At 67.2% G+C, this 19,984-nt stretch carries 19 protein-coding genes, 1 tRNA gene and 1 pseudogene; 8 read left to right on the top strand and 13 right to left on the bottom strand.

Features of this window, described 5'->3' with window-relative positions:
• Window positions 1-21 precede the first annotated feature (21 nt).
• On the top strand, window positions 22-1,062 hold the full coding sequence (locus tag ACT9TC_RS13290; RefSeq protein ID WP_458040946.1) for a lactonase family protein: 1,041 nt from the start codon (window positions 22-24) through the stop codon (window positions 1,060-1,062).
• 73 nt (window positions 1,063-1,135) lie between these two features.
• On the opposite strand, the gene ACT9TC_RS13285 is transcribed toward ACT9TC_RS13290, so the two are convergent.
• Complete coding sequence (locus ACT9TC_RS13285) at window positions 1,136-1,855, bottom strand: GAF and ANTAR domain-containing protein (RefSeq protein WP_458040945.1); 720 nt, start codon at window positions 1,853-1,855, stop codon at window positions 1,136-1,138.
• A 321-nt stretch (window positions 1,856-2,176) separates the two neighbouring features.
• Between ACT9TC_RS13285 and ACT9TC_RS13280 the strand changes: the two genes are divergently transcribed.
• Window positions 2,177-2,530, top strand: coding sequence for a DUF7882 family protein (locus ACT9TC_RS13280; RefSeq protein WP_458040944.1), 354 nt, complete (start codon window positions 2,177-2,179; stop codon window positions 2,528-2,530).
• A gap of 87 nt (window positions 2,531-2,617) precedes the next feature.
• On the opposite strand, the gene ACT9TC_RS13275 is transcribed toward ACT9TC_RS13280, so the two are convergent.
• Window positions 2,618-3,499, bottom strand: coding sequence for a manganese catalase (locus ACT9TC_RS13275; protein WP_458040943.1), 882 nt, complete (start codon window positions 3,497-3,499; stop codon window positions 2,618-2,620).
• A gap of 565 nt (window positions 3,500-4,064) precedes the next feature.
• Here ACT9TC_RS13275 and ACT9TC_RS13270 point away from each other — a divergent pair.
• From ACT9TC_RS13270 to ACT9TC_RS13260, 3 genes are read left to right on the top strand one after another with little or no spacing between them, the layout of a single operon-like run.
• Window positions 4,065-4,742: a hypothetical protein gene (locus ACT9TC_RS13270; protein ID WP_458040942.1), complete on the top strand. Its 678-nt coding sequence runs from the start codon at window positions 4,065-4,067 to the stop codon at window positions 4,740-4,742.
• Window positions 4,742-5,155 carry a phage holin family protein gene (locus ACT9TC_RS13265; RefSeq protein ID WP_458040941.1) on the top strand — a complete coding sequence of 138 codons (414 nt, stop codon included), beginning with the start codon at window positions 4,742-4,744 and terminating at the stop codon, window positions 5,153-5,155. The genes ACT9TC_RS13270 and ACT9TC_RS13265 overlap by 1 nt, the downstream gene beginning before the upstream one ends.
• Window positions 5,152-5,715: a DUF3618 domain-containing protein gene (locus ACT9TC_RS13260; RefSeq protein WP_458040940.1), complete on the top strand. Its 564-nt coding sequence runs from the start codon at window positions 5,152-5,154 to the stop codon at window positions 5,713-5,715. The genes ACT9TC_RS13265 and ACT9TC_RS13260 overlap by 4 nt, the downstream gene beginning before the upstream one ends.
• Window positions 5,716-5,906: 191 nt before the next feature.
• Here the strand turns inward: ACT9TC_RS13260 and ACT9TC_RS13255 are convergent.
• From ACT9TC_RS13255 to ACT9TC_RS13210, 10 genes are all read right to left on the bottom strand, one after another.
• Window positions 5,907-5,982, bottom strand: a tRNA-Thr gene (locus ACT9TC_RS13255).
• Between the two features lie 286 nt (window positions 5,983-6,268).
• Window positions 6,269-7,807 (bottom strand): alpha/beta hydrolase, encoded by a 1,539-nt coding sequence (locus tag ACT9TC_RS13250; protein ID WP_458042935.1) that lies wholly within the window; start codon window positions 7,805-7,807, stop codon window positions 6,269-6,271.
• Between the two features lie 23 nt (window positions 7,808-7,830).
• Window positions 7,831-8,991, bottom strand: coding sequence for a DNA polymerase III subunit delta' (locus ACT9TC_RS13245; RefSeq protein WP_458040939.1), 1,161 nt, complete (start codon window positions 8,989-8,991; stop codon window positions 7,831-7,833).
• 225 nt (window positions 8,992-9,216) lie between these two features.
• Complete coding sequence (tmk, locus tag ACT9TC_RS13240) at window positions 9,217-9,879, bottom strand: dTMP kinase (RefSeq protein ID WP_458040938.1); 663 nt, start codon at window positions 9,877-9,879, stop codon at window positions 9,217-9,219.
• Window positions 9,879-12,593 carry a type I DNA topoisomerase gene (topA, locus tag ACT9TC_RS13235; protein WP_458040937.1) on the bottom strand — a complete coding sequence of 905 codons (2,715 nt, stop codon included), beginning with the start codon at window positions 12,591-12,593 and terminating at the stop codon, window positions 9,879-9,881. The genes tmk and topA overlap by 1 nt, the downstream gene beginning before the upstream one ends.
• Window positions 12,545-13,060 carry an Rv3654c family TadE-like protein gene (locus tag ACT9TC_RS13230; protein ID WP_458042934.1) on the bottom strand — a complete coding sequence of 172 codons (516 nt, stop codon included), beginning with the start codon at window positions 13,058-13,060 and terminating at the stop codon, window positions 12,545-12,547. Before ACT9TC_RS13230 ends, topA begins: the two co-directional genes overlap by 49 nt.
• A 108-nt stretch (window positions 13,061-13,168) precedes the next feature.
• A complete protein-coding gene (locus ACT9TC_RS13225) occupies window positions 13,169-13,465 on the bottom strand; it encodes a TadE family type IV pilus minor pilin (protein WP_458040936.1) in 297 nt (98 codons plus the stop codon).
• A 116-nt stretch (window positions 13,466-13,581) separates the two neighbouring features.
• Window positions 13,582-13,785: a DUF4244 domain-containing protein gene (locus ACT9TC_RS13220; protein ID WP_458040935.1), complete on the bottom strand. Its 204-nt coding sequence runs from the start codon at window positions 13,783-13,785 to the stop codon at window positions 13,582-13,584.
• Between the two features lie 142 nt (window positions 13,786-13,927).
• Window positions 13,928-14,857 (bottom strand): type II secretion system F family protein, encoded by a 930-nt coding sequence (locus ACT9TC_RS13215; RefSeq protein ID WP_458040934.1) that lies wholly within the window; start codon window positions 14,855-14,857, stop codon window positions 13,928-13,930.
• Window positions 14,845-16,029: a TadA family conjugal transfer-associated ATPase gene (locus ACT9TC_RS13210; RefSeq protein WP_458040933.1), complete on the bottom strand. Its 1,185-nt coding sequence runs from the start codon at window positions 16,027-16,029 to the stop codon at window positions 14,845-14,847. The genes ACT9TC_RS13215 and ACT9TC_RS13210 overlap by 13 nt, the downstream gene beginning before the upstream one ends.
• A gap of 448 nt (window positions 16,030-16,477) precedes the next feature.
• Between ACT9TC_RS13210 and acs the strand changes: the two genes are divergently transcribed.
• Both acs and ACT9TC_RS13200 read left to right on the top strand, forming a co-directional pair.
• Window positions 16,478-18,445 (top strand): acetate--CoA ligase, encoded by a 1,968-nt coding sequence (acs, locus tag ACT9TC_RS13205; RefSeq protein WP_458040932.1) that lies wholly within the window; start codon window positions 16,478-16,480, stop codon window positions 18,443-18,445.
• A gap of 97 nt (window positions 18,446-18,542) precedes the next feature.
• Entirely contained in the window at window positions 18,543-19,388 is an 846-nt protein-coding gene (locus ACT9TC_RS13200) for a GIY-YIG nuclease family protein (protein ID WP_458040931.1), read from the top strand.
• A 5-nt stretch (window positions 19,389-19,393) separates the two neighbouring features.
• Here ACT9TC_RS13200 and ACT9TC_RS13195 read toward each other — a convergent pair whose 3' ends face one another.
• A complete protein-coding gene (locus ACT9TC_RS13195; protein WP_458040930.1) occupies window positions 19,394-19,582 on the bottom strand; it encodes a hypothetical protein in 189 nt (62 codons plus the stop codon).
• Window positions 19,583-19,694: 112 nt separating this feature from the next.
• Here ACT9TC_RS13195 and ACT9TC_RS13190 point away from each other — a divergent pair.
• Window positions 19,695-19,979: pseudogene (locus tag ACT9TC_RS13190) on the top strand (AMP-binding enzyme); the annotation flags it as partial.
• Window positions 19,980-19,984 lie beyond the last annotated feature (5 nt).

The following is a 19,984-nucleotide window of genomic DNA, read 5'->3' as shown; positions in this document are numbered from 1 at the left end:
GCCCGCGCGTACGATCGAAGAATGACCGACACACCCCTCGTCCTGGTAGCCAATGCGGGCGACGGATCGATCAGCGTCTTCCGCCTCGCGGGGACCATGCTCGAACGCCTCGCCGTCACGGACGGACTCACCGGATGCTCGACGTTCGCCGTCGACTCGGCCCGCGGGCTCGTGTACGCCGGGGTCAAGGGCAGCAAACCGGGTGAACCCTCCGGCATCCTGACCCTCGAACTCGACCGCAGCACCGGGCGCCTCAGCCCGCGGAGCCGGCTCGACCTGCCCGACGGTGGGATGAACTACCTCGCGCTCGGCCGCGACGGAGCCCTCCTACTCGGTGCGTCCTACAGCGGCGGCTACGGCATCAGTTGCCCCATCGATGACGGGGTGGTCGGTGAGCCGGTCGGCACGATCGAGTTCCCCAACCTGCACTCGGTGCTCCCCAGCACAGACGGTCGATTCGCCTATTTCGTCTCGCTCGGCGCGGACCTCGTCGCGCAGTACGCCATCGACGACGAACTGGGCCTGGAGCCGCTCGACCCCGAGACGGTCGCTGCACCCGAGGGAAGCGGCCCGCGCCACCTCGTGCTGAATGAGGCCGGGGACGCCGTGCACGTCATCACCGAGTTCTCGGGCGAGGTGCTGCACTTCGCCCGCGACATCGGGTCCGGCGCGCTCACGTTCCGCCGTGCGACGTCCGTGGTCGACCCGGCACGAGGACTCGGACACAGTGTGTTCGGCGCCGACCCTCGCGAGAACCACTTCATCTGGGGCGCCGACCTGCACTGGGGCCGGGCTGAGTCGATGCTCTGGACATCCGAGCGCACCGAGAGCACGCTGGCGGCTGCTTCCGTGGGCACGGACGGCACCGTTTCTTCGCCGACGATCTTCCACGAGACCGAGCCGCAGCCCCGCGGTTTCGCGATCAGTCCAGACGGGTCGCTGCTCGTCGCGGCCGGGGAACGCTCGACGACCATCTCGCTGTACGCGGTGGAGGGCGACGCGCTCGAATTGCTCCAGCAGGCAGAGACCGGGCGCGGCGCGAACTGGGTCAGATTCGCCTGACCGTCGGCCATTGCGAAGCCGTCGGTCGCATGCTCCGTCGATTCGAGCCAGCTCGGTGCAGGTGGGGTCCGCTTCAGCGTTCGAGCACCAGAGAGCGATCCGCGACGTTCTGCGCGACAGCACTCAACATCAGGTGACGCGTACGCGCGTAGGTGCGCAGAAGGTCAAACGCTGCGTGCATGCCCAGACCTGTCTGTGCCGCAATGATTCCCTTTGCCTGTTCGATGATTACCCTGCTGTCGAGGGCGTGCTGCAACTGGGCGGCGAGGAGAGCACTGTCTCGCAGAGAGCGCTCCTGAAGGATGCCGATCGTGGCCACATCAGCGAGAGCACGCGCCACCGCTGCGTCTCCGTCGCTCAACTCGCCCTTTTGCACGCGGAACAGGCCCATCGCACCGATGGTCTGACCGCGCAACCGCATCGGGATGGCATGCATCGAGCGGAAACCCAGAGCGGCGGCGGCCGCGCGGAACGACGACCATCGGCCTGTCCCCGCGCCGATATCGCCGAGCGTCACGCTGCGTCCGGTCCGGAACGATTCCACGGACGGACCTTCGCCCGCGTTGAGCTGATTGATCTCCATGAACTCCGCGTCCTCGCTCGTCGAAGCGATCAGCTTCAGGACGCCGTGACTATCGGCGATCAGCAGCCCTCCTGCGTCGGCAGCCACCAGCTGCGTGCACTCATGCACCAGGGAGTCGAGAAGGTCGACGATGTCGAACTCGTCCACCAACGTGTCTGCCATCTTCACGAAGGCGGCACTCAGGCGCGCGTCCCGCGTTAGTTCAACCATCTCCGACTCCTGAGATCGTCATGGATTCACTTCGTCGACAGAGAGCCGAAGCGTCCCGAGCGTTCCGGGGTGAGCAGGGCACGATCCGGGGCTGTCCTGCGCAATATTCTCCGGCAACACGAGCGTCGCGCGCCAGGTCCGACGGTGCCAAATCCAGGGAGATGGTCTGTCAACCCCCAATATTCGTCGTGGGGGTGTGGGACAGTGGAGTATCAGTTGCCTGGTGGGGTCGTCATTCAGCGAATCCACCAGGCAAACGACCCGAACGGGTCGTAGCCCCCCAGACCTCGGAGCCCGCTGATCGAGCACCGAGAGGACCCCATGGGTAAGTTCATCTATGACTCGATGATCAAGGTAGATTTCGAAGATCGTCTGCTTGCGCATCTTCAGCTGGTCATCGGCGCCAAGCTACGCCGAGGCGAATCTTTCCACTTCACGTGGAAAGACGATTCCAGCATCGGCACCGGACGCACCGTGGTGTGGGTGCACCCGGGAGTTTCGCTCGTTTACAGGTTTTATGGGAGCCGACAGCCCCAGATAAACCGGGCGTGGGTCGAAGCGCTGACGTACACGGCGAACGCGCCGACCGGGCTCTACGCCGTGCCGGAGCCGCCCGAGGGCGCTCAGACGCTCGCGGATGCACTGAACCTGAAGCTGACGAACGAACCGGCGTGACTCGTGAGGTCGGCGGCGAGCGTCTGGCGCGAATCGAAACCTATCCGCACCCGCGTCGGTCATTCGGCTCTTCGCGTGACGGTGGCCCTACTTCTCGCTGAGCTTGTCTTTGATCACGCCGGTCGCCTTGTCGATCAGATTCGGCTTCGTGTCCGTCCCGAAGAACCGGGGGTCCGGTTGCGTGGGAGGCGGCATCGGGACGCTGGACTGCGGCTCCGAGAGGTACGTGAATTCGCCCTTTCCGTCGGGCGTGGGGCCTGCCGCCCACGACCCGGTGGCCGCTGCTTCGCCGTCCGAGAAATTGATGTACTGGTAGCTGACGTCGTGCTGCTCCTGTGAAAGCGGGAAGTTGACGGGCACCGGGAGGTCCTCGATACCTTCATCCCGCAGCTCCTGCGCGGCCGCGATCCACTGGTTCTGGTGCATGGTGTCGCGCGCGATGAGAAACGATAGGAGGTCTCGCACGCCGTGGTCGTCCGTCATGTTATAGATGCGCGCGGCTTGCAGACGGCCCTGCATCTCCCCGTTCGCGTTCGCGGTGAAGTCGGCGAGAAGGTTCCCACTCGCCGTGATGTAAGAGCCCTGCCAGGGGTTTCCGTTGCTGTCGACGGGTCGGGCGCCCGCGCCGGCGACGATTGCCGACTGAACGTCCATCCCGCCGATGACCGCACCGAGCACCGGGTCCGCTGCGGCGGCTGCCTCGCTTTGCTCGACCGGTGCCTTCTCCAAGAGCTGGGCGATCATGATCGCCAGCATTTCGACGTGACCGAATTCTTCCGAGCCGATCCCGTAGAGCAGGTCTCGGTATTTACCCGGAAGGTGCGAGTTCCACGCCTGGAACCCGTATTGCGTCGCGATCGTGATTTCCCCGTACTGGCCTCCCAGCACCTCCTGCATCCTGCGGGCGAGGATGGCGTCAGGCTTGCTAGGACTGGCCGTGAATTGCATCTCCTGCTTGTGAAAGAACACCGTCAGGCCCCTCTTTCGTCGCACCGCCGTCTGGTCGGCATATCGGGAACGGTAGATCCGGGCCCCTGCTTTTCCCTCGGGGCTACCCGATTGCGATTGGCGCGCGTATCCTGCGCCCGACTTGTGGTTCCTCGGTGGCGGTACCGCTGACTTCTCACCTCGGGGGGAACCCCGATGTGCGCGGCATTGTCAAGACCCTCTTCTGTTCGAATCGCCTCCGCATACCGTCCGTTGCAGAAACCCTCGAGTCTCCGAGGGGTTGTGCGGGGCGGCCGCGTCTCAGATCAAACGGACTATGGGGAGAGATCTTGTCGGGTTCTGAGAGTCGCCACACGACGCCGGACGGTCGCCCCGCCGCACTGCCACCTCGGCAAGCAGTTTCCATCGGATCTCACATCGAGTCATCCCTCCCAAACCGCCTGGGATGCTCTGCTGCGACGCCCGAACGATCGGGCGAATCATGTACACGGTCCGCGAATCCTGCGCAAGGCCCATGGCCCGGTGGCGTGAGGATATTAGACAAGCTCCACCGATCTGAACGATCGGACTGAGAGAAGGAGCACTCATGTCGGAAAGTTATGACACCGCCAGCGAGGCTGGCTCGGGCGGTCAAGCCGCAGACACCTCAGGAAAGGTGGATGCGGCCAAGCGAGAAGCGGCGCATCTGAAAGACACCGCTTCCGCTGAAGCGAAAGACGTCCTTGGATCAGCGAAAGAGGAGGCATCCTCGGTCCTCGGAGAGGCGAAGTACCAGTCGAAGGACCTGTTCGCACAGACCCAGCGCGAGCTGTCGGACCAGGCCGCTACCCAACAGCAGCGAGTTGCGGAGGGCCTCCGGTCCGTCAGCGAAGAGCTCGGTTCGATGGCTTCGAGTTCTGACGGTAACGGCCTAGCCGGAGACATCGTCCAGCAGGTCTCGACTCGCCTGTCTACTGCCGCAAGCTGGCTGGGTGACCGCGACCCGGGCGCGGTCCTCACCGAGGTCAAGCGTTTCGCACGACGCAAGCCCGGGACGTTCATCCTGATCGCGGTAGTCGCTGGAGCAGTTGCAGGTCGACTCACGCGGGCACTGGCCGCGAGTGCGTCCGACGACAAAGACGCATCTGCGACACCAACGGCAGCGCTGACGACGTCTGACACGGCACCGCCAACGGAGGCCGAGGCGACACCGCCAGCGGTCTCCGACACCCCGATCTACTCGCAAACGGCACCCGCGCAGTCGTCCGTCCCGGGAGATTCGTGATGACCGATCCCACACCCTCGGAGGCGAAGGCGGCGTCTACGTCGCTCGGGGATCTTTTCGGCGAGGTATCGCGGGATATGTCGACACTCATTCGGCAGGAGGTGGCCCTCGCCAAAGCGGAACTCACAGAGTCCGCCGCCAGATCCGCCAAAGGTGCGGGGCTGGTCGGAGGTGGGGGTTATGCCGCACTGATGGGGGTGTTTTTCCTGTCCCTCGCGTTGTGGTGGGCACTCGGAACGCTCATCGGCGGCGGTTGGTCAGCAGTGGTGGTCGCCGTGATCTGGGCGGTCATCGCGCTGATCCTGTTTCTGGTCGGCCGGAGCCAATTCAAGACCGTTCAGGGCGCCCCGCAGACCATGGAAACGCTGAAAGAAATACCGGAAACACTGAAGAGAAATGAGGAGAACCGATGAGCGATTCATCCGATGAGATCCGCGCCAACATCGAGCGGACCCGCTTAGAGCTGGGCGGTGATGTGGACGCACTAGCCGACAAGGTGTCCCCCTCGAAGATCGTTGACCGGCAGGTGGACAGAGTCCGCGGCGCGTTCGGTTCCATCCGGGAGCGCGTGATGGGCAGCGCCGAGGATGCAGGATCGTCCCTGTCAGACGTGGGCTCCCACATGGGCGACGCCAAAGACCGCGCCGTCGCCAAAGCAGAAGGGAATCCGCTCGCCGTCGGACTGATCGCCTTCGGCGCGGGGCTGCTTTTCGCATCGCTGATCCCCGCTTCATCGAAGGAGAAGGAGTTGGCAGCGACTGTTGAAGAGCAGGCGCAGCCCCTGGTTGACCAGGTCACCGGCGCGGCCAAGGACGTCCGAGATCATCTGAAAGAGCCGGCGCAGGCCGCGACTGCATCCGTGAAGGAGTCCGCAGAAGACTCTGTTGCCGCGGTCAAGGATGAGGCCCACACCGCGGCCGGTGACGTGCAGGACCAGGCCCAGCAGGCGCGCGCGAACGTCGCGGGCGGCTGACCGCACACTGAGGACGGGCGGACTCACCACGGTGGTGGGTCCGCCCAGACAGAGCCCCCGGCCGATCCGGTATAGATGCCGCCGACCTCGGGAAGCCATGCGAACGTACCGGAACAGCCGAAACAGGCCGCTCACGTGTCGGCAAGGCGGCAACAACTTCGCTCAAAACTGCGTGTGGCCAGCTCGTTCTGTGGAGCCACCTAAGGGAATCGAACCCTTGACCTATTCATTACGAGTGAATCGCTCTGCCGTCTGAGCTAAGGTGGCGCGCGCCGCTTGCGCGATGCACAATCAACGATCTTACAGGCTGCCGAGTCCACCCGTGAACTGGCCGCGGCGCTCGACCCCCGCGATGCCCGCGACACCCCTTGCCGATCTGCCGGGCCGTGTGGTTTGGTACACGCCGAGTGCGCGGGTTGGTGCCGAGTGCACCCCGTAGTCGCAGCAAACAAGGGGTGCACTCGGCGACAAGGGGGCCACTCGGCGACAACAAGGGGTGCACTCGGCGACAGGATGGCGCGGCGCGGCGCGAACCGCAGCGGGGCACGCCCCGTCAGCCGCAGAGGTCGTCCGGCGGCACGATGCCGTCGATCAGATACGCCTCGACTGCATCATCCACGCACGCGTTGCCCTTGTTGTAGCCCGTGTGCCCCTCGCCCACGTTCGTCACGAGGGTTCCGGACTCGAGCTGCTCGGCCAGCGCGACCGACCAGGCGTACGGGGTAGCGGGATCACCGGTCGTGCCGACCACGAGGATCGGTGCCGCACCGGCGGCCGCGATCGGGCCACGCGTTCCGGTCGGCTCGTACGGCCAGACCTCGCACGGATCCGGGCCCGCCCAGTACGGCGCGATCGTCGGGGCTTCGGCGGCGATCCGGGCATCGGATGCATCCTGATCCGCCTGCGAACCGTCTACCGGGTAGTCCATGCAGTTATACGCACGGAATGCCTCGGCCGAGTTGTCGATGTACGCGCCGCCCTCGCGACCGTTGTAGAAGTCCGCGAGATAGAACGCCGTCTCGGGGTCGCCCTGCAGCGTCTCGCTGAGCGCCTGGGTCAGAAACGACCAGTTCGCCTGCGAATATAGGGCGGCGATGATCGCCGTGACCAGGCTGTCTGCACCGAGCTCGCGCCCGTCACTCGCCGGCAGCGGCGTGCGGTCGACGCTCGCGAGCAACGCGCCGAGATCGGCCATGGCCTGATCGACCGAGCCGCGGAATGGGCATTCCTGGGTCGTCAGACAGTCGGCCATGTACGCGCGCAGGGCTTTCTCGAACCCGACGGCCTGCTCGGTGCCGACCTCGAGACCCGAGATGGACGGATCGATCGCGCCATCCAGCACCATCCGTCCCACGTTCTCGGGGTAGAGCTCGGCGTATGTAGCGCCGAGGAACGTGCCGTACGAATAGCCGAGGTAGTGCAGCTGGTCATCGCCCAGCACACCCCGGAGCAGGTCCATGTCGCGCGCGGCGTTCGTGGTCGTGATGAACGGCAGGATGCCCTGACTGTTCGCCTCGCACGCCTCGGAGAACGCGGTGTTGCGGTCGGTGAGCTCGGCCTCCCACTCGGCCGACCCACGGGGGTTGGCGGGGATGTCGTACAGGTAGGCGTCCATGTCTGCCGCGTCGAAACACGCCACCGCCGTGGACTCCCCCACCCCGCGCGGGTCGAACCCGATGATGTCGTACGACTCCTGCAATGCCGAGCCGACCGCGAAATCGAGAGAGTCACGCACGAGGGCAACACCACTCGCGCCCGGACCGCCGGGGTTGGTCAAGAGCGACCCGATCCGCTCGGTCCCCGTCGCAGTCGACCGGATGACGGATAGCCCGATCGTTCCCGCCACCGGATCCTCCCAATCGAGGGGCGCCGTCACGGTGGTGCACTCGTAGCCGCCGCAATCCGTCCAGGAGAGCTGCTGCGCGTAGAACGCGTCGAGATCGCTCGGGTCCTCGATCGCCGGGGCGGACGAGGTCGGCTCTTCGGGGATAGCCGCGTAGAGGCATCCGCTCAACATCACGGACGCGGCCACGAGAGCAATCGAGGCACGGATGATGCGGCGAGCGTGACGTGCGGGGCCAGCGGTACGCATCAAGCCCAGGTGTTCGGTGCGGGTCACGAGATCCTTCCGGTCGCCGCGGTCACGAGCATGCTCTCCAGAGCGAGAGCCGGTGCGGCATTCTGTTCAAGGTTACGACGAGTCATCTGCAGCTGATCGAGCACGTCGAGCGTCCGTTGGGGAGTCCACGCGGATGCTGCGGCTCGCAGTTCGGGCTCGAGTTCGATGTTCACGAGGTCGGTGTCGCGGCCATACTGCAGCATCACGATGTCGCGGAACACCGACTGCAGGTCGGTGAGCACCCGGTCGATTCCGTCTCGCAGGCTCCGGGTAGCCCGGCGCTTCTGGTCGTCGTCGAGCGCGTGGAGCTGCGAGCGCACAGACGGCGGCACAGCCTGGCCCTCGGTCACGCCGATCGTGCGGAGGAACTCGGCGCGCTCGGTCGCGTCGCGCTCGGCAGTGAGGGCCTTCGCATCGTCGGTCGCGACCTCGACGATGCGGGCGGCGACCGCCACGACATCACCGACGTTACGAACGGCCAGAACCGCGCGGAGCGTTTCGTCTCGACGTGCACGGGCGGACTCGTCGGACGCGAGACGCTGGGCCATGCCGATGTGCCGTTGCGCGTGGCGTGCGGCCTGCTCGGCGATCTCGGGCGATGCGCCCGTCCGCTCGGCGACGAGCCGCGCGACGTCCGCGACCTCGGGCTCACGCAAGCGAACCGAACGGACGCGCGAGCGGATCGTCGGCAGCAGGTCGGCCTCGCTCGGCGCGCACAAGACCCACACGGTGCGCTCGGGAGGCTCTTCGAGGGACTTGAGCAGGACGTTGGAGGTGCGTTCGGTCATTCGGTCCGCGTCTTCCACGACGATCACGCGGTAGCGGCCGAGAGAGGGCGAATAGGCGGCACGCTCGACGAGCTTTCGTGCCTCGTCGATCGTGATGATGACGCGTTCGGTGCGGAGCGCCGTGAGGTCGGGATGCGTGCCGGCCAACACCTGACGCATCGCGCCCTCGTCGTGTTCGTCGTTCGCGATGAGCGCGGCGGCAAAGGCGTAAGCAAGCGTCGAGCGCCCCGATCCTGGCGGGCCCGTGAGAAGCCAGGCGTGCGTCATCCCCTCGGAGTCGCCGCGCGCGGCCGCGGAGAGCGACGCGACGGCGGCGTCCTGACCCCAGACGGCGCCCCAGGGAAGGGCTGCGGGAACGGGGCTGGGCACTCCTCCAGACTAGCCGCGGCTCCGGACGCGGGCGGGCTCGCAACCATGTCCCACTTCCCCGGCTGCGTGTCCCGCTTTGTTGCGCTAAACGGCGGCTATTCCGGGGGAAAGTGGGACAAGCCGGACGGGCGTGTCCCACTTTCCCCCGCACAGCGCGGTCCATACCGAGCGAAACTGGGACACGGTCGGCGGGAGGGGACCGACTCCATCTACGGGGTTGGTGCCCTACAACAGGGGTTCGATGCGCGCGCGCATCCGATCGGCGAGCTCGGCCGCCGGCAGCGTCGCGTCCAGCACGAGAAAACGCTCGGGCTCAGCCGACGCGAGGTCGAGGAAGGCCGCGCGCACCCGCGTGTGGAAGTCTTCGCGCTCGGCCTCGAGCCGGTCGAACGGCTTGTCGTCGGCGTCGAGCCGCGCGCGGGCTGCCGCGGGGTCCAGGTCGAGCAGGATCGTCACATCGGGCAGTTCCCCGCCCGTCGCCCAGAGCGACAGGTCGCGCACCTCGGTTGCATCGAGCACACGCCCGGCCCCCTGATAGGCGACGGATGAATCGAGGTAGCGATCCTGCACGACCACGTCACCCCGCTCGAGCGCGGGAAGCACCAGCGTCTCGACGTGCTGCGCCCGGTCGGCCGCGTACAACAGTGCCTCGGCGCGCGGCGCGACCTCGCCCCGGTGATGCAGCACGATGTCACGGATCAGCACACCGACTTCGGTGCCGCCCGGCTCGCGCGTACGGACGACGGTGCGACCGGATGCCTCGAGCCATTCCTGCAGCAGAGCCGCCTGGGTGGTCTTCCCGGCGCCGTCGCCGCCCTCGAGCGTGACCCACAGGCCCGGGCGCGAAGCCGGGCGCGACGTTTCCGCCGCACCCCCGGCATCCGTCATCACTTCTTCTTCGCGGGCGCCTTGCGAGCCGCCGGCTTGCGCGCGGTGCGCTTGGGCGCGGGGCCCTTGGCACGCTTGTCGGCGAGGATCTGCACGGCGCGCTCGAAGTCGATGTCGTCGACCGACTCGCCGCGCGGGATCGTCGCGTTGGTCTCGCCGTCCGTGACGTAGGCGCCGAAGCGTCCGTCGCGGATGCGGATCGGCTTGCCGCTGACCGGGTCCGCTTCGAACTCCTTGAGGGCGCTGGAGGGGCGACGCGCACCGTACTTCGGCAGCGCGTACACGGCGAGCGCGCCGGGCAGGTCGATGTCGAAGATCCGCTGCTCGTTCTCGAGCGAACGCGAGTCCGTCCCCTTCTTCAAGTACGGACCGTAGCGGCCGTTCTGCGCTGTGATGACCTCGCCCGACTCGGGATCGGTGCCGACCGTGCGGGGCAGCTCGAGCAGGCGGAGGGCCGTGTCGAGGTCGATCGTGTCGACCGACATGCTCTTGAACAGCGACGCCGTACGGGGCTTGGGCGCGACTTCCTTCTTCGCACCGCGCTTCTTCGGGGCCGGTGCGTCGACGACCTCGCCGGTCGACTCGTCCACGCCCGCGGGCTCTTCGGGCTCGAGCTCTTGTACGTACGGGCCGTAGCGGCCGTCCTTGACGACGACGAGCTTGTGCGTCTCGGGGTGCTCGCCCAGCACACGGTCGCCGGCGACGGGCGCCTCGATGAGCTCCTGCGCCTTCGCGGGCGTCAGCTCGTCGGGCGCGAGGTCTTCGGGCACGTTCACGCGGCGCGGGTCGGCATCCGGGTTCTCGGCGTCGACGACCTCAAGATACGGGCCGTACTTGCCGATGCGGAGCGTCACACCATCCGAAACCGGGCGCGAGTTGAGCTCACGCGCGTCGATCTCGCCGAGGTTATCCACGATGTTGCGCAGGCCCGCGTGGCCCTCAGAGCCGAAGTAGAAATCGCGCAGCCACGACACGCGACCCTGCTCGCCGCGCGCGATCGCATCGAGGTCATCCTCGAGGGCGGCCGTGAAGTCGTAGTCGATCAGGTCGGGGAAGTTCTCTTCGAGCAGCCGCACGACGCTGAACGCGATCCAACTCGGCACGAGAGCCTGCCCGCGCTTGGTCACGTACCCGCGGTCGAGGATCGTGTCGATGATGCTCGCGAAGGTCGACGGGCGGCCGATGCCCTTCTCTTCCAACGCCTTGACGAGGGATGCCTCGGTGTAACGCGGCTTCGGGGTCGTGGCGTGGCCCTTGGGCTCGACCTCGGTGACCGTCAGTGCGTCGCCCACGGCGACCTGCGGCAGCGACTGGTCGTCGGCCTTGTCGGCGTCGCCGCGCTTCTCGTCGCGTCCCTGTTCGTAGGCCTCGAGGAAGCCCTTGAAGGTGTAAACGGTGCCGGATGCGGTGAACTCGACGCGGCGAGCGCCCGCCGCGACCTCGAGGGTCACAGTGGTGGTCTCGTACTTGGCGTCGGCCATCTGGCTCGCGACGGTGCGCTTCCAGATCAGGTCGTACAGGCGCTGTTCGTCGCGATCGAGCGATCCGGTCAGCGAAGACGGCGTGCGGAAGTGCTCACCCGAGGGACGGATCGCCTCGTGCGCCTCCTGCGCATTCTTGCTCTTGCTCTTGTAGACGCGGGGGTTGAGCGGCACGGCCTTGTCGCCATACAGCTGCACGGCCTGCTCGCGCGCCGCCTGGATCGCCTGCGTACCCAGCGACACCGAGTCGGTACGCATATAGGTGATGTAACCCTTTTCGTAGAGCCGCTGGGCGACGCTCATGGCGTGCTTGGCGCTCATCGAGAGCTTGCGGCCGGCCTCCTGCTGCATCGTCGAGGTCGTGAAGGGCGCGTACGGGCTGCGCGTGCCCGGCTTGGCTTCGACCTTGCTGACGGATGCCTCACCCGCCGTCTGCACGTCGGTTGCCAGTTCGCGGGCCGCGGCCTCGTCGAGCACGACGACGGCCTTCTTCAGCTGACCCTTGTCGTCGAAGTCGGTTCCGCGGGCGATGGCGGCGCCGTCGATACGGACGAGCTTGACGCCGAAGGCGGACGCATCCTTCTCGACCTGCGCCTCGATGTCCCAGTAGTTGGCGCCGACGAACGCGATGCGCTCGCGCTCGCGGTCGACGACGAGACGCGTCGCGGCGGACTGGACGCGGCCGGCCGAGAGGGCGGCACCGTTGCTGCCCGAGCCGATCTTGCGCCAGAGCACGGGCGAGACATCCCAGCCGTACAGGCGGTCGAGGATGCGGCGAGTTTCTTGAGCGTCCACGAGGTCGTGATCGAGCTCGCGCGTCTTCTCGACGGCGGCCTGGATGGCGTCCTTGGTGATCTCGTGGAAAACCATGCGCTTGACGGGAACCTTGGGCTTGAGTGCCTCAAGCAGATGCCACGCGATGGCTTCGCCCTCGCGGTCCTCATCTGTGGCGAGCAGGAGTTCGTCGGCGCCCTTGAGGGCGCGCTTGAGCTCGGCGACGGTCTTCTTGCCGCGGTCGCTCTCGACGTAGAAGGGGGCGAAGTCGTTCTCGATGTCGATCGAGTACTTGCCGACCGAGGTCTTCTTCAGGTCGGCGGGGATGTCCTTCTTGTCGGCGAGATCACGGATGTGTCCGACAGACGACAACACTTCGTAGTCGTCTCCGAGGTACGACTGGATCGACTTCATCTTCGTCGGAGACTCGACGATGACGAGCTTCTTGCTGGTGGCCACGGGGGTCCTTTCTCCGATGCACACCATACACACCAGAGACTGTGAGCCGGGTTGGGGCGGCGCGGCGCCTCGTCCGGGGCGAGTCGGCGACGCCTCGGCGACACGGTGGATTCGGGCCGACGCGACTGAGGAGATCTACACAGGCAGCCCGAATCGACGGAGTCGCGGGGCGGTCCCGCCCGGGCGCGCGCCACCGCCGCCATACCCGCGAACAACACCTCGACGCTCACGATCGCGTCGAGGTCCTCGGTGCCGCACGAGAGCAAGCGCGCACCGGATGCCTCGGCTACCTCCGCCGCGCGTTCGCACGGCTCACCCGGCAGCGCTCCCGACACGGTGTCGGCCGCGGCGATCGCGGCGTTGTCGGCAGCCCCGGCAGCACGGCGAGCGGCCACGGCCGCACCACCCGTCGCCGCGAGCCCGACTGCGAGGGTCGCGCTGACGAGCATGGACCCGACGACGAGCATTGCGCCCGCCATCAGCAGCGCCCCGGCATCTGGCGGAGCATCTGGCGGAGCATCAAGCGGCCGCCCGCCGCGTTTCGGGCCATCAGCCCTCCCGCCGTGTTCCGGGCATCAGCGGCCGCCCGCCGCGGCGCAGGCCCGAGCCGAGACATCCAGTCCCGTCGCGGCGAGGCCGGGCACCGCGACCGGTGATGTCAGCGTGACGCATAGGAGTCGACCGCTCTCGTCAACCCGCAGGTCGGCGCCGCCCGCCAGGCGCCCGACCAGGGCCTCCGCGGGCTGTGGCTCTCCGCGTGCGATCAGGCGGGCAGCATCCGCCGCTGCTCCCTGCAGGCGCACCGTCTGCGACCCCGCCGCCAGCGCGCCGACGCCCACCACGATCACGAGCAGAGCGGCGGGAAGGGTCACGGCGAACTCGGCCGCGACGGAGCCGCGGTCATCGAGCGGAGCCCGGCCTCGGACATCCCGCCAGTGGCGTCGATCCCCGCGGCGACTGGCCCGGTGACCCGACCCGCGACGCACGGTCAGGCCACCGTCAGGGCACGCCGGACGAGATCGGTCAGGATGCCGCGCACCTCGTCGCTACGCATGATCACGACGAGCAGCCCGGCGAAGGCGACCGCCGCCATCGTGGCGATCGCGTATTCGGCGGTCGCGGCTCCGGCGTCGTCCTCGAGGAGGCGGCGCCGGGCGGCTCGAACGGCGCGAGGGCTGAAGGGATCTTTCATGGTGTACCTCTCTATATGTGGTCAGTTCGAACAATGGCCCCGTCGTCCGGGACGCTGGATGGGTTCCCCTGGCACTTGTTGCGACGACCTGTGGCCGCGAGCGACAACGAGTGCCAGGCGAGCAGTGCGGTGGGTCCTTTCTTCAGAGGGCGGGGAGGTCGGTGGTGCCGAGAATCGAGAGCACGAGCGGCGCCACGGCAAGGAGAAGGAAGGACGGCAGCGTGCAGACCCCGAGGGGCAACAACAAGCGGGTCCCGAGTTTCGAGGCACTCAGTCGGCCATCCACTCGGGCGCGGTGACGGGCACTCGCGGATTCGGCGCGGAGCAGCTCGACCGCCGGGACACCCGCCGCGCGCGAGAGGTCAAGAACCTCTTGCACGGCCGGAGGGATGACCGTCTGCGTGTCGCCACGGCCGGGGTCCACGGCCGCACGCGCACGGCCGATGTGCACCGCAGCGGCGTCGATCGATGCCCCACCACTCAGAGCGATCGCGAACAGCTCGGCGTCGAGACCCGGGAGTCCCGGCTCGGGCCGTGCGCGTCGAATGAGCTGTGCGGTCCACACTCGCGCACCGACGACGAGCGTCAGTCCCGCTACGAGGCACGCGATCCCCCGCGGATCGGTGAACAGGATGCTGACAGTGTCGAACCCGAGAGCCGCACCCATCAGCAGACCGACCCCCGGCAGCCACAGCATCAGGCGCGCCGTCGCAGCCGGCTCGGCGAGGGCGACAGTAACGTCGTCGCGTGCTTCGGCGGCGTCCCGCAACCCGAGGGCGAAGGAGCGCAACGCCTCGGCGAGCGCCGCACCGACCGCGGACGCCACCGCCCACGCGACCGCCAGTTCGCGCCACGACTCACCCCGAACCGCGATCGCGGCGGCCACGGACACGCCCCGGTCGAGGTCGGCGAGCACGGCAGCGGCCGAAGCATCCCTGTCCGCCAGGTACCGCCAGACGGCGTGCGGCGCGACGCCCGCCTGCAGCAGGACGGCCGCACGGCGCGCGACCTCGGCGACCTCGGCGGGGCCCGCGTCGCGAACGGCCCGGGTGCGCCGCCTCACGAAAGCCACGGCGCCTGCTCCACGATCGCGAGCCGCCCGTTCTCCACGCTGAGGCGCCCCGCGCCCATCAGCGTGCGGGTGCCGTCGGCGGCGCGACCGACGTGCACGACCGCTCCGATCGCGCTCACGGCCTGCCGGGCCAGGGCGCCATCGTCGAGCCCCGCGAGCGCTCCGAGCGCCTCGAGCCGAGCGGGCACTTCGCGCAATCCGCTCGCGTGTACGGTTCCCGCACCCCCGTCGTGACCGGTGTTCAGCGCGGCGAGTAGCTCGCGTACCTCATCGCCCCGGCACTCCCCCAGCACGAGCCGATCCGGACGCATCCGCAGTGCTTCGCGAACGAGGCGGGCGAGCCCGATCCCACCCGCACCCTCGAGGTTCGGTTGCCGTGCTTCCAATGCAACGTGGTGCGGGTGAGCGATCGTGAGTTCGGCGACGTCCTCGATCGTCACGATGCGCTCAGAGGCGGGCGCGGCAGCGAGCAGCGCGGCCAGGAGGGTCGTCTTCCCGCTGCCCGCGGCGCCGGTCACGAGCACGTTCACACGGTCGGCGACGAGCGAGCGAAGCCAGGCGGCAGAACCCGGCTGAGCGCGAAACATACCCCGCACGTCGAGATCGTCGAGCGTCGGCCGCACCACCCGCGGAATGCGGATCGAGAGGGTCGTGCCCGCCGTCGAGATCGGCGGCAGCACGGCGTGAATGCGCATCCCGGACGCCAACCGCACGTCCACACACGGACTGGCCTCATCGACGTGACGTCCGCCGAGCCCGATCAGCCCGAGCGCGAGCTCACGCACCGCATCTTCGTCGGCACGCCACAGCGGGTCGCGGATCGCGCCGACGCCCCGGTCGACCCAGAGCCCGCGCGAACCGTTGACGAAGACATCCGTCACATCCGGATCGTCCAGGTAGGCGACCAGCGGCGCAAGTTGGGACGGATGCTCGGATGGTCCGGCCGTCGCGGGCGCCGCAGCCGCGAACGTCCGCTCCGTATCCGCATCGTGCACGAAATCCATCCCGGTGGATCTGCTGACGTGCTCGAAGGCGGGTACGAATCCACCGGTCCGCCGATCCACGTCATGTTGCGCGAAATCATGTCGTCGGAGATCGACGGAGACCCGTTCGTGCCCCGCCGCACGCACGACGACGTCAGGCGGCGGCGCGGGCACGAAGGGTGGGGGCATGCAGCGAGGTTAGGAAAGCGCGCGCCCCCTACCCCGCGCCCACCCCCGTTTGGTGGACCTGCCCCCTGATTCGCACGCTGGGGAGGACGAGCACGAGCCGCGTTGACCGCGCCGGACGGCAGAAAAGAGAAGGCGGCATCCCGTGGGGGGAACGGGATGCCGCCCAGCAACGTCCGCACGAGGGGACGTCGCAATGCCAGAATCGAATGTTCGGCCGCAAAGAGCATACGCATGAAATCCGAACGCATCCCGCCAATTCGGGCAGATGATGCGGTATATCAGTGCGAGGATGTCAGGGGCCCTGCGATCGGACCCGCCGAGCATGACCGACAGCACCCGCAACACCCACTTTCGGCGGTAGTCCCTCGTCCGAAAGCGCCGGTACATTCGCAGAGACGATCCCCGGCGTCCCCGAGCGCCGAGGTGACACGCAAAGGAGCGCGCATCCATGTCCAGCCAGATCGACCACCTCTACAACGAGACCCGGCACTTCGCCCCACCCGAGGGCTTCGCCGATACAACGGCCGCCGCGGCGCTCTACCCAGCCGCGGCCGAAGACCGCGAAAGCTTCTGGGCCGATCAGGCCCGCGATCTGCTGCACTGGTCCAAGCCGTTCACGCGCACGTTGGACTGGACCAACCCGCCTTTCGCGAAGTGGTTCGACGACGGTGAGCTGAACGTCGCCTACAACTGCCTCGACCGCCACGTCGAGGCCGGCAACGGTGACCGGGTCGCGCTGTACTGGGAGGGCGAGCTCGGCGACGACCGTCGCATCACGTACGCCGAGCTGACCGACGAGGTCAAGCGCGTCGCCAACGTGCTCGAGGGTCTCGGCGTCGAGGCGGGCGACCGCGTCGCGATCTATCTGCCGATGATTCCCGAGGCCGTCGCATCCATGCTCGCGGTCGCGCGCCTGGGCGCCATCCACTCCGTCATCTTCGGCGGGTTCTCCGCCGACAGCCTGCGTTCGCGCATCGACGACGCGGGCGCGAAGGTCGTCATCACGGCGGATGGCGGCTACCGCAAGGGCAAGGTCTCGCCCCTCAAGCCCGCCGTCGACATGGCCCTCGCCGCCCGCAACGGACTTGGCCCCCAGGCGAGCGTCGAGCATGTGCTCGTCGTCAAGCGCGGCAAGAACGACGTCGACTGGACTGAGGGACGCGACGTGTGGTGGCACGATGCGGTGCCCCAGGCATCCGTCGACCACGTGGCGCAGCCCTTCCCCGCCGAGAACCCGCTCTTCATCCTCTACACCTCCGGCACGACGGGTAAGCCGAAGGGCATTCTGCACACGTCGGGCGGATACCTCACCCAGGCCGCCTTCACGCACCGCAACGTCTTCGACCTGCGCCCCGAGACGGATGTCTACTGGTGCACGGCGGATGTCGGATGGATCACCGGCCACTCGTACGTCGCGTACGGGCCCCTCGCCAACGGCGCGACACAGGTCATTTATGAGGGAACGCCCGACACGCCGCATCCGGGTCGATGGTGGGAAATCATCGAAAAGTACGGCGTGAGCATCTTCTACACGGCGCCCACCGCCATCCGCTCGTTCATGAAGCTCGGGCGCGCGATCCCGCAGAAATTCGACCTGTCGAGCCTGCGCGTGCTCGGCTCGGTCGGTGAACCCATCAACCCCGAGGCGTGGATGTGGTACCGCGAAGTGATCGGCGCGAACAAGACGCCGATCGTCGACACCTGGTGGCAGACCGAGACGGGCGCCATCATGATCTCGGCCCTGCCCGCCGTCACGACAACGAAGCCCGGCAGCGCTCAGGTGCCGATTCCGGGCATCTCGATCGACGTGGTCGACGACGCGGGCGAGCACGTCGGCACCGGCAACGGCGGTCTGCTCGTCGCGACCGAGCCCTGGCCGAGCATGCTGCGCGGCATCTGGGGCGACCCGGACCGCTACGTCGAGACCTACTGGGAGAAGTTCGCCGACAAGGGCTTCTACTTCGCCGGCGACGGCGCGCGACTCGACGACGACGGCGACATCTGGCTGCTCGGCCGGGTCGACGACGTCATGAACGTCTCGGGGCACCGTCTCTCGACGGCCGAGATCGAATCGGCGCTGGTCGCGCACGAGGCAACCGCTGAGGCGGCCGTGGTCGGGGCATCCGATGAGACCACCGGTCAGGCCGTCGTGGCGTTCGTGATCATCAAGCAGAGCTACCTCGACAAGCACTCCCCCGACGGCCTCGCGCAGGGCTTGCGGGCGTGGGTCGGCGAGCAGATCGGCCCGATCGCGCGTCCGCGGGACGTCTACATCGTCGCCGAACTCCCGAAGACGCGTTCCGGCAAGATCATGCGTCGCCTGCTGCGGGATGTCGCCGAGGGCCGGGATGTCGGAGACACCACGACGCTCGCCGACACGGCCGTGATGAGCGTGATCAGCGCGCAGGTGCGCTGATCGAGCGCGCCCCGAATTTGCCGCCCGCCGCGTCGCCTACGCGCCGTCATGTCGGAGCTGGTGGATACGCTGAGGCCAGCCGAAGGGGTGAGTCATCATGCTTCATGATGCGATGGAGAAAGTCCTGCTCGAAGCGGGGCGACCGCTGAAGAGCAATGAAATTGCCGAGCATATCAACACCCGCGGTCTTTACGACAAACGGGACGGTTCGCCTGTCCAGCCGGACCAAGTTCGCGCACGGGCTCGGAAGTGTTCGCACCTGTTCGCCCAGGCGACTGGGACGATCGGCCTAACCCAATGGGGCGGGTCACCGCTGGCACAGTTGACCCTGCCGAAGCCGAGCAACAAAGTCGCGGCGTCACGTGCCACCGTCGTGCGGACATTACCGCGCGCCGACCCCTCGAAACTTGACGCAGCTCTTCTCGATCCGACTTCATTCCAGGCCGCCGGAAACATCGACCTTGAGGTTCCGGATCGTCCTGGCTTCTATGCGATCCGAGTGGGCGACAAGAGCGCCTTGCCTGAGCTGTTCAAGATCCTCAGCGAGAGTCGTGATCACGATTTGATCTACATCGGTATCGCCAGCCAGAGTCTGAGCCGCCGCTTCGTTGGCCAGGAGCTTCGAGGACGAGGGCATGGCACTTTCTTTCGAAGCATCGGAGCACTCCTCGGCTACCGACCTCCGACGGGGAGCCTGATCGGGAAGGGCAACACGAGGAACTATAGGTTCGCGCCGGCAGACAACCAAGCGATCGTCGACTGGATCAATGCGAACCTCCTCGTCAACTGGGTCGAGTTCTCCGGAGCTCACGCGGTCGAAGAGTTGAAACTCATCAGGAAGCACTTGCCGCTGCTCAATCTGCAGGGCAACCCTGCCGCGCTTCCCCAATTGAAGGAGCTGCGAGCAGAATGCGTCAGGCTAGCCAACCTCGCCGTGGTGTAGGTGCGCTACACATACTCGATCACGATGATGGCGCGCACATACATCGGGAACTCACCGCTCGCGACAGTGGACAGCGCCACAATACGATGATCCGGTTGCTCGGCAAGCGCGGCGTCGATACGGTCCTTGAGCGACCCCGCTAGATCGTTGTCCAATCGAACCTCGATGACTTGCTGAGATGCGCTGAGTCCCATTTGCTTCCTCCTGGTTTGGTATTGCCCTGAGAGTAGCGACCAGCGCCGACAGCCCGTCGACTCACATAGGCAACGACCCTTGACGCCGCTGCTTCGTTCGTCACTTTCGAGTTCCACCGGCCAGGCGGTCGTGGCGTTCGTGATCATCAAACAGAGCTACCTCGACAAGCACTCCCCCGACGGCCTCGCGCAGGGCCTGCGCGCCTGGGTCGGCGAACAGATCGGCCCGATCGCGCGTCCGCGGGACGTCTACATCGTCGCCGAACTCCCGAAGACACGTTCCGGCAAGATCATGCGTCGCCTGCTGCGGGATGTCGCCGAGGGCCGGGATGTCGGGGACACCACGACGCTCGCCGACACGGCCGTGATGAGCGTGATCAGCGCGCAGGTGCGCTGACTCCG

The sequence above is a fragment of the Microbacterium sp. HM-570 genome (genome assembly GCF_054165885.1).
Note: the sequence above shows the minus strand (reverse complement) of the source record. Positions and strands in the feature narration are given on the sequence as shown.

What these genes read in the sequence shown, in the direction of transcription:
- ACT9TC_RS13265 (WP_458040941.1), top strand. Translation starts at nt 4,742, where the DNA reads ATGACCGATCCCACACCCTCGGAGGCGAAGGCGGCGTCTACGTCGCTC.
- ACT9TC_RS13210 (WP_458040933.1), bottom strand. Translation starts at nt 16,029, where the DNA reads ATGCCCCCACCCTTCGTGCCCGCGCCGCCGCCTGACGTCGTCGTGCGT.
- ACT9TC_RS13270 (WP_458040942.1), top strand. Translation starts at nt 4,065, where the DNA reads ATGTCGGAAAGTTATGACACCGCCAGCGAGGCTGGCTCGGGCGGTCAA.
- ACT9TC_RS13250 (WP_458042935.1), bottom strand. Translation starts at nt 7,807, where the DNA reads ATGCGTACCGCTGGCCCCGCACGTCACGCTCGCCGCATCATCCGTGCC.
- acs (WP_458040932.1), top strand. Translation starts at nt 16,478, where the DNA reads ATGTCCAGCCAGATCGACCACCTCTACAACGAGACCCGGCACTTCGCC.
- tmk (WP_458040938.1), bottom strand. Translation starts at nt 9,879, where the DNA reads ATGACGGATGCCGGGGGTGCGGCGGAAACGTCGCGCCCGGCTTCGCGC.
- ACT9TC_RS13230 (WP_458042934.1), bottom strand. Translation starts at nt 13,060, where the DNA reads ATGCTCGTCGTCGGGTCCATGCTCGTCAGCGCGACCCTCGCAGTCGGG.
- ACT9TC_RS13285 (WP_458040945.1), bottom strand. Translation starts at nt 1,855, where the DNA reads ATGGTTGAACTAACGCGGGACGCGCGCCTGAGTGCCGCCTTCGTGAAG.
- ACT9TC_RS13280 (WP_458040944.1), top strand. Translation starts at nt 2,177, where the DNA reads ATGGGTAAGTTCATCTATGACTCGATGATCAAGGTAGATTTCGAAGAT.
- ACT9TC_RS13220 (WP_458040935.1), bottom strand. Translation starts at nt 13,785, where the DNA reads ATGAAAGATCCCTTCAGCCCTCGCGCCGTTCGAGCCGCCCGGCGCCGC.
- ACT9TC_RS13200 (WP_458040931.1), top strand. Translation starts at nt 18,543, where the DNA reads ATGCTTCATGATGCGATGGAGAAAGTCCTGCTCGAAGCGGGGCGACCG.
- ACT9TC_RS13260 (WP_458040940.1), top strand. Translation starts at nt 5,152, where the DNA reads ATGAGCGATTCATCCGATGAGATCCGCGCCAACATCGAGCGGACCCGC.
- ACT9TC_RS13290 (WP_458040946.1), top strand. Translation starts at nt 22, where the DNA reads ATGACCGACACACCCCTCGTCCTGGTAGCCAATGCGGGCGACGGATCG.
- ACT9TC_RS13195 (WP_458040930.1), bottom strand. Translation starts at nt 19,582, where the DNA reads ATGGGACTCAGCGCATCTCAGCAAGTCATCGAGGTTCGATTGGACAAC.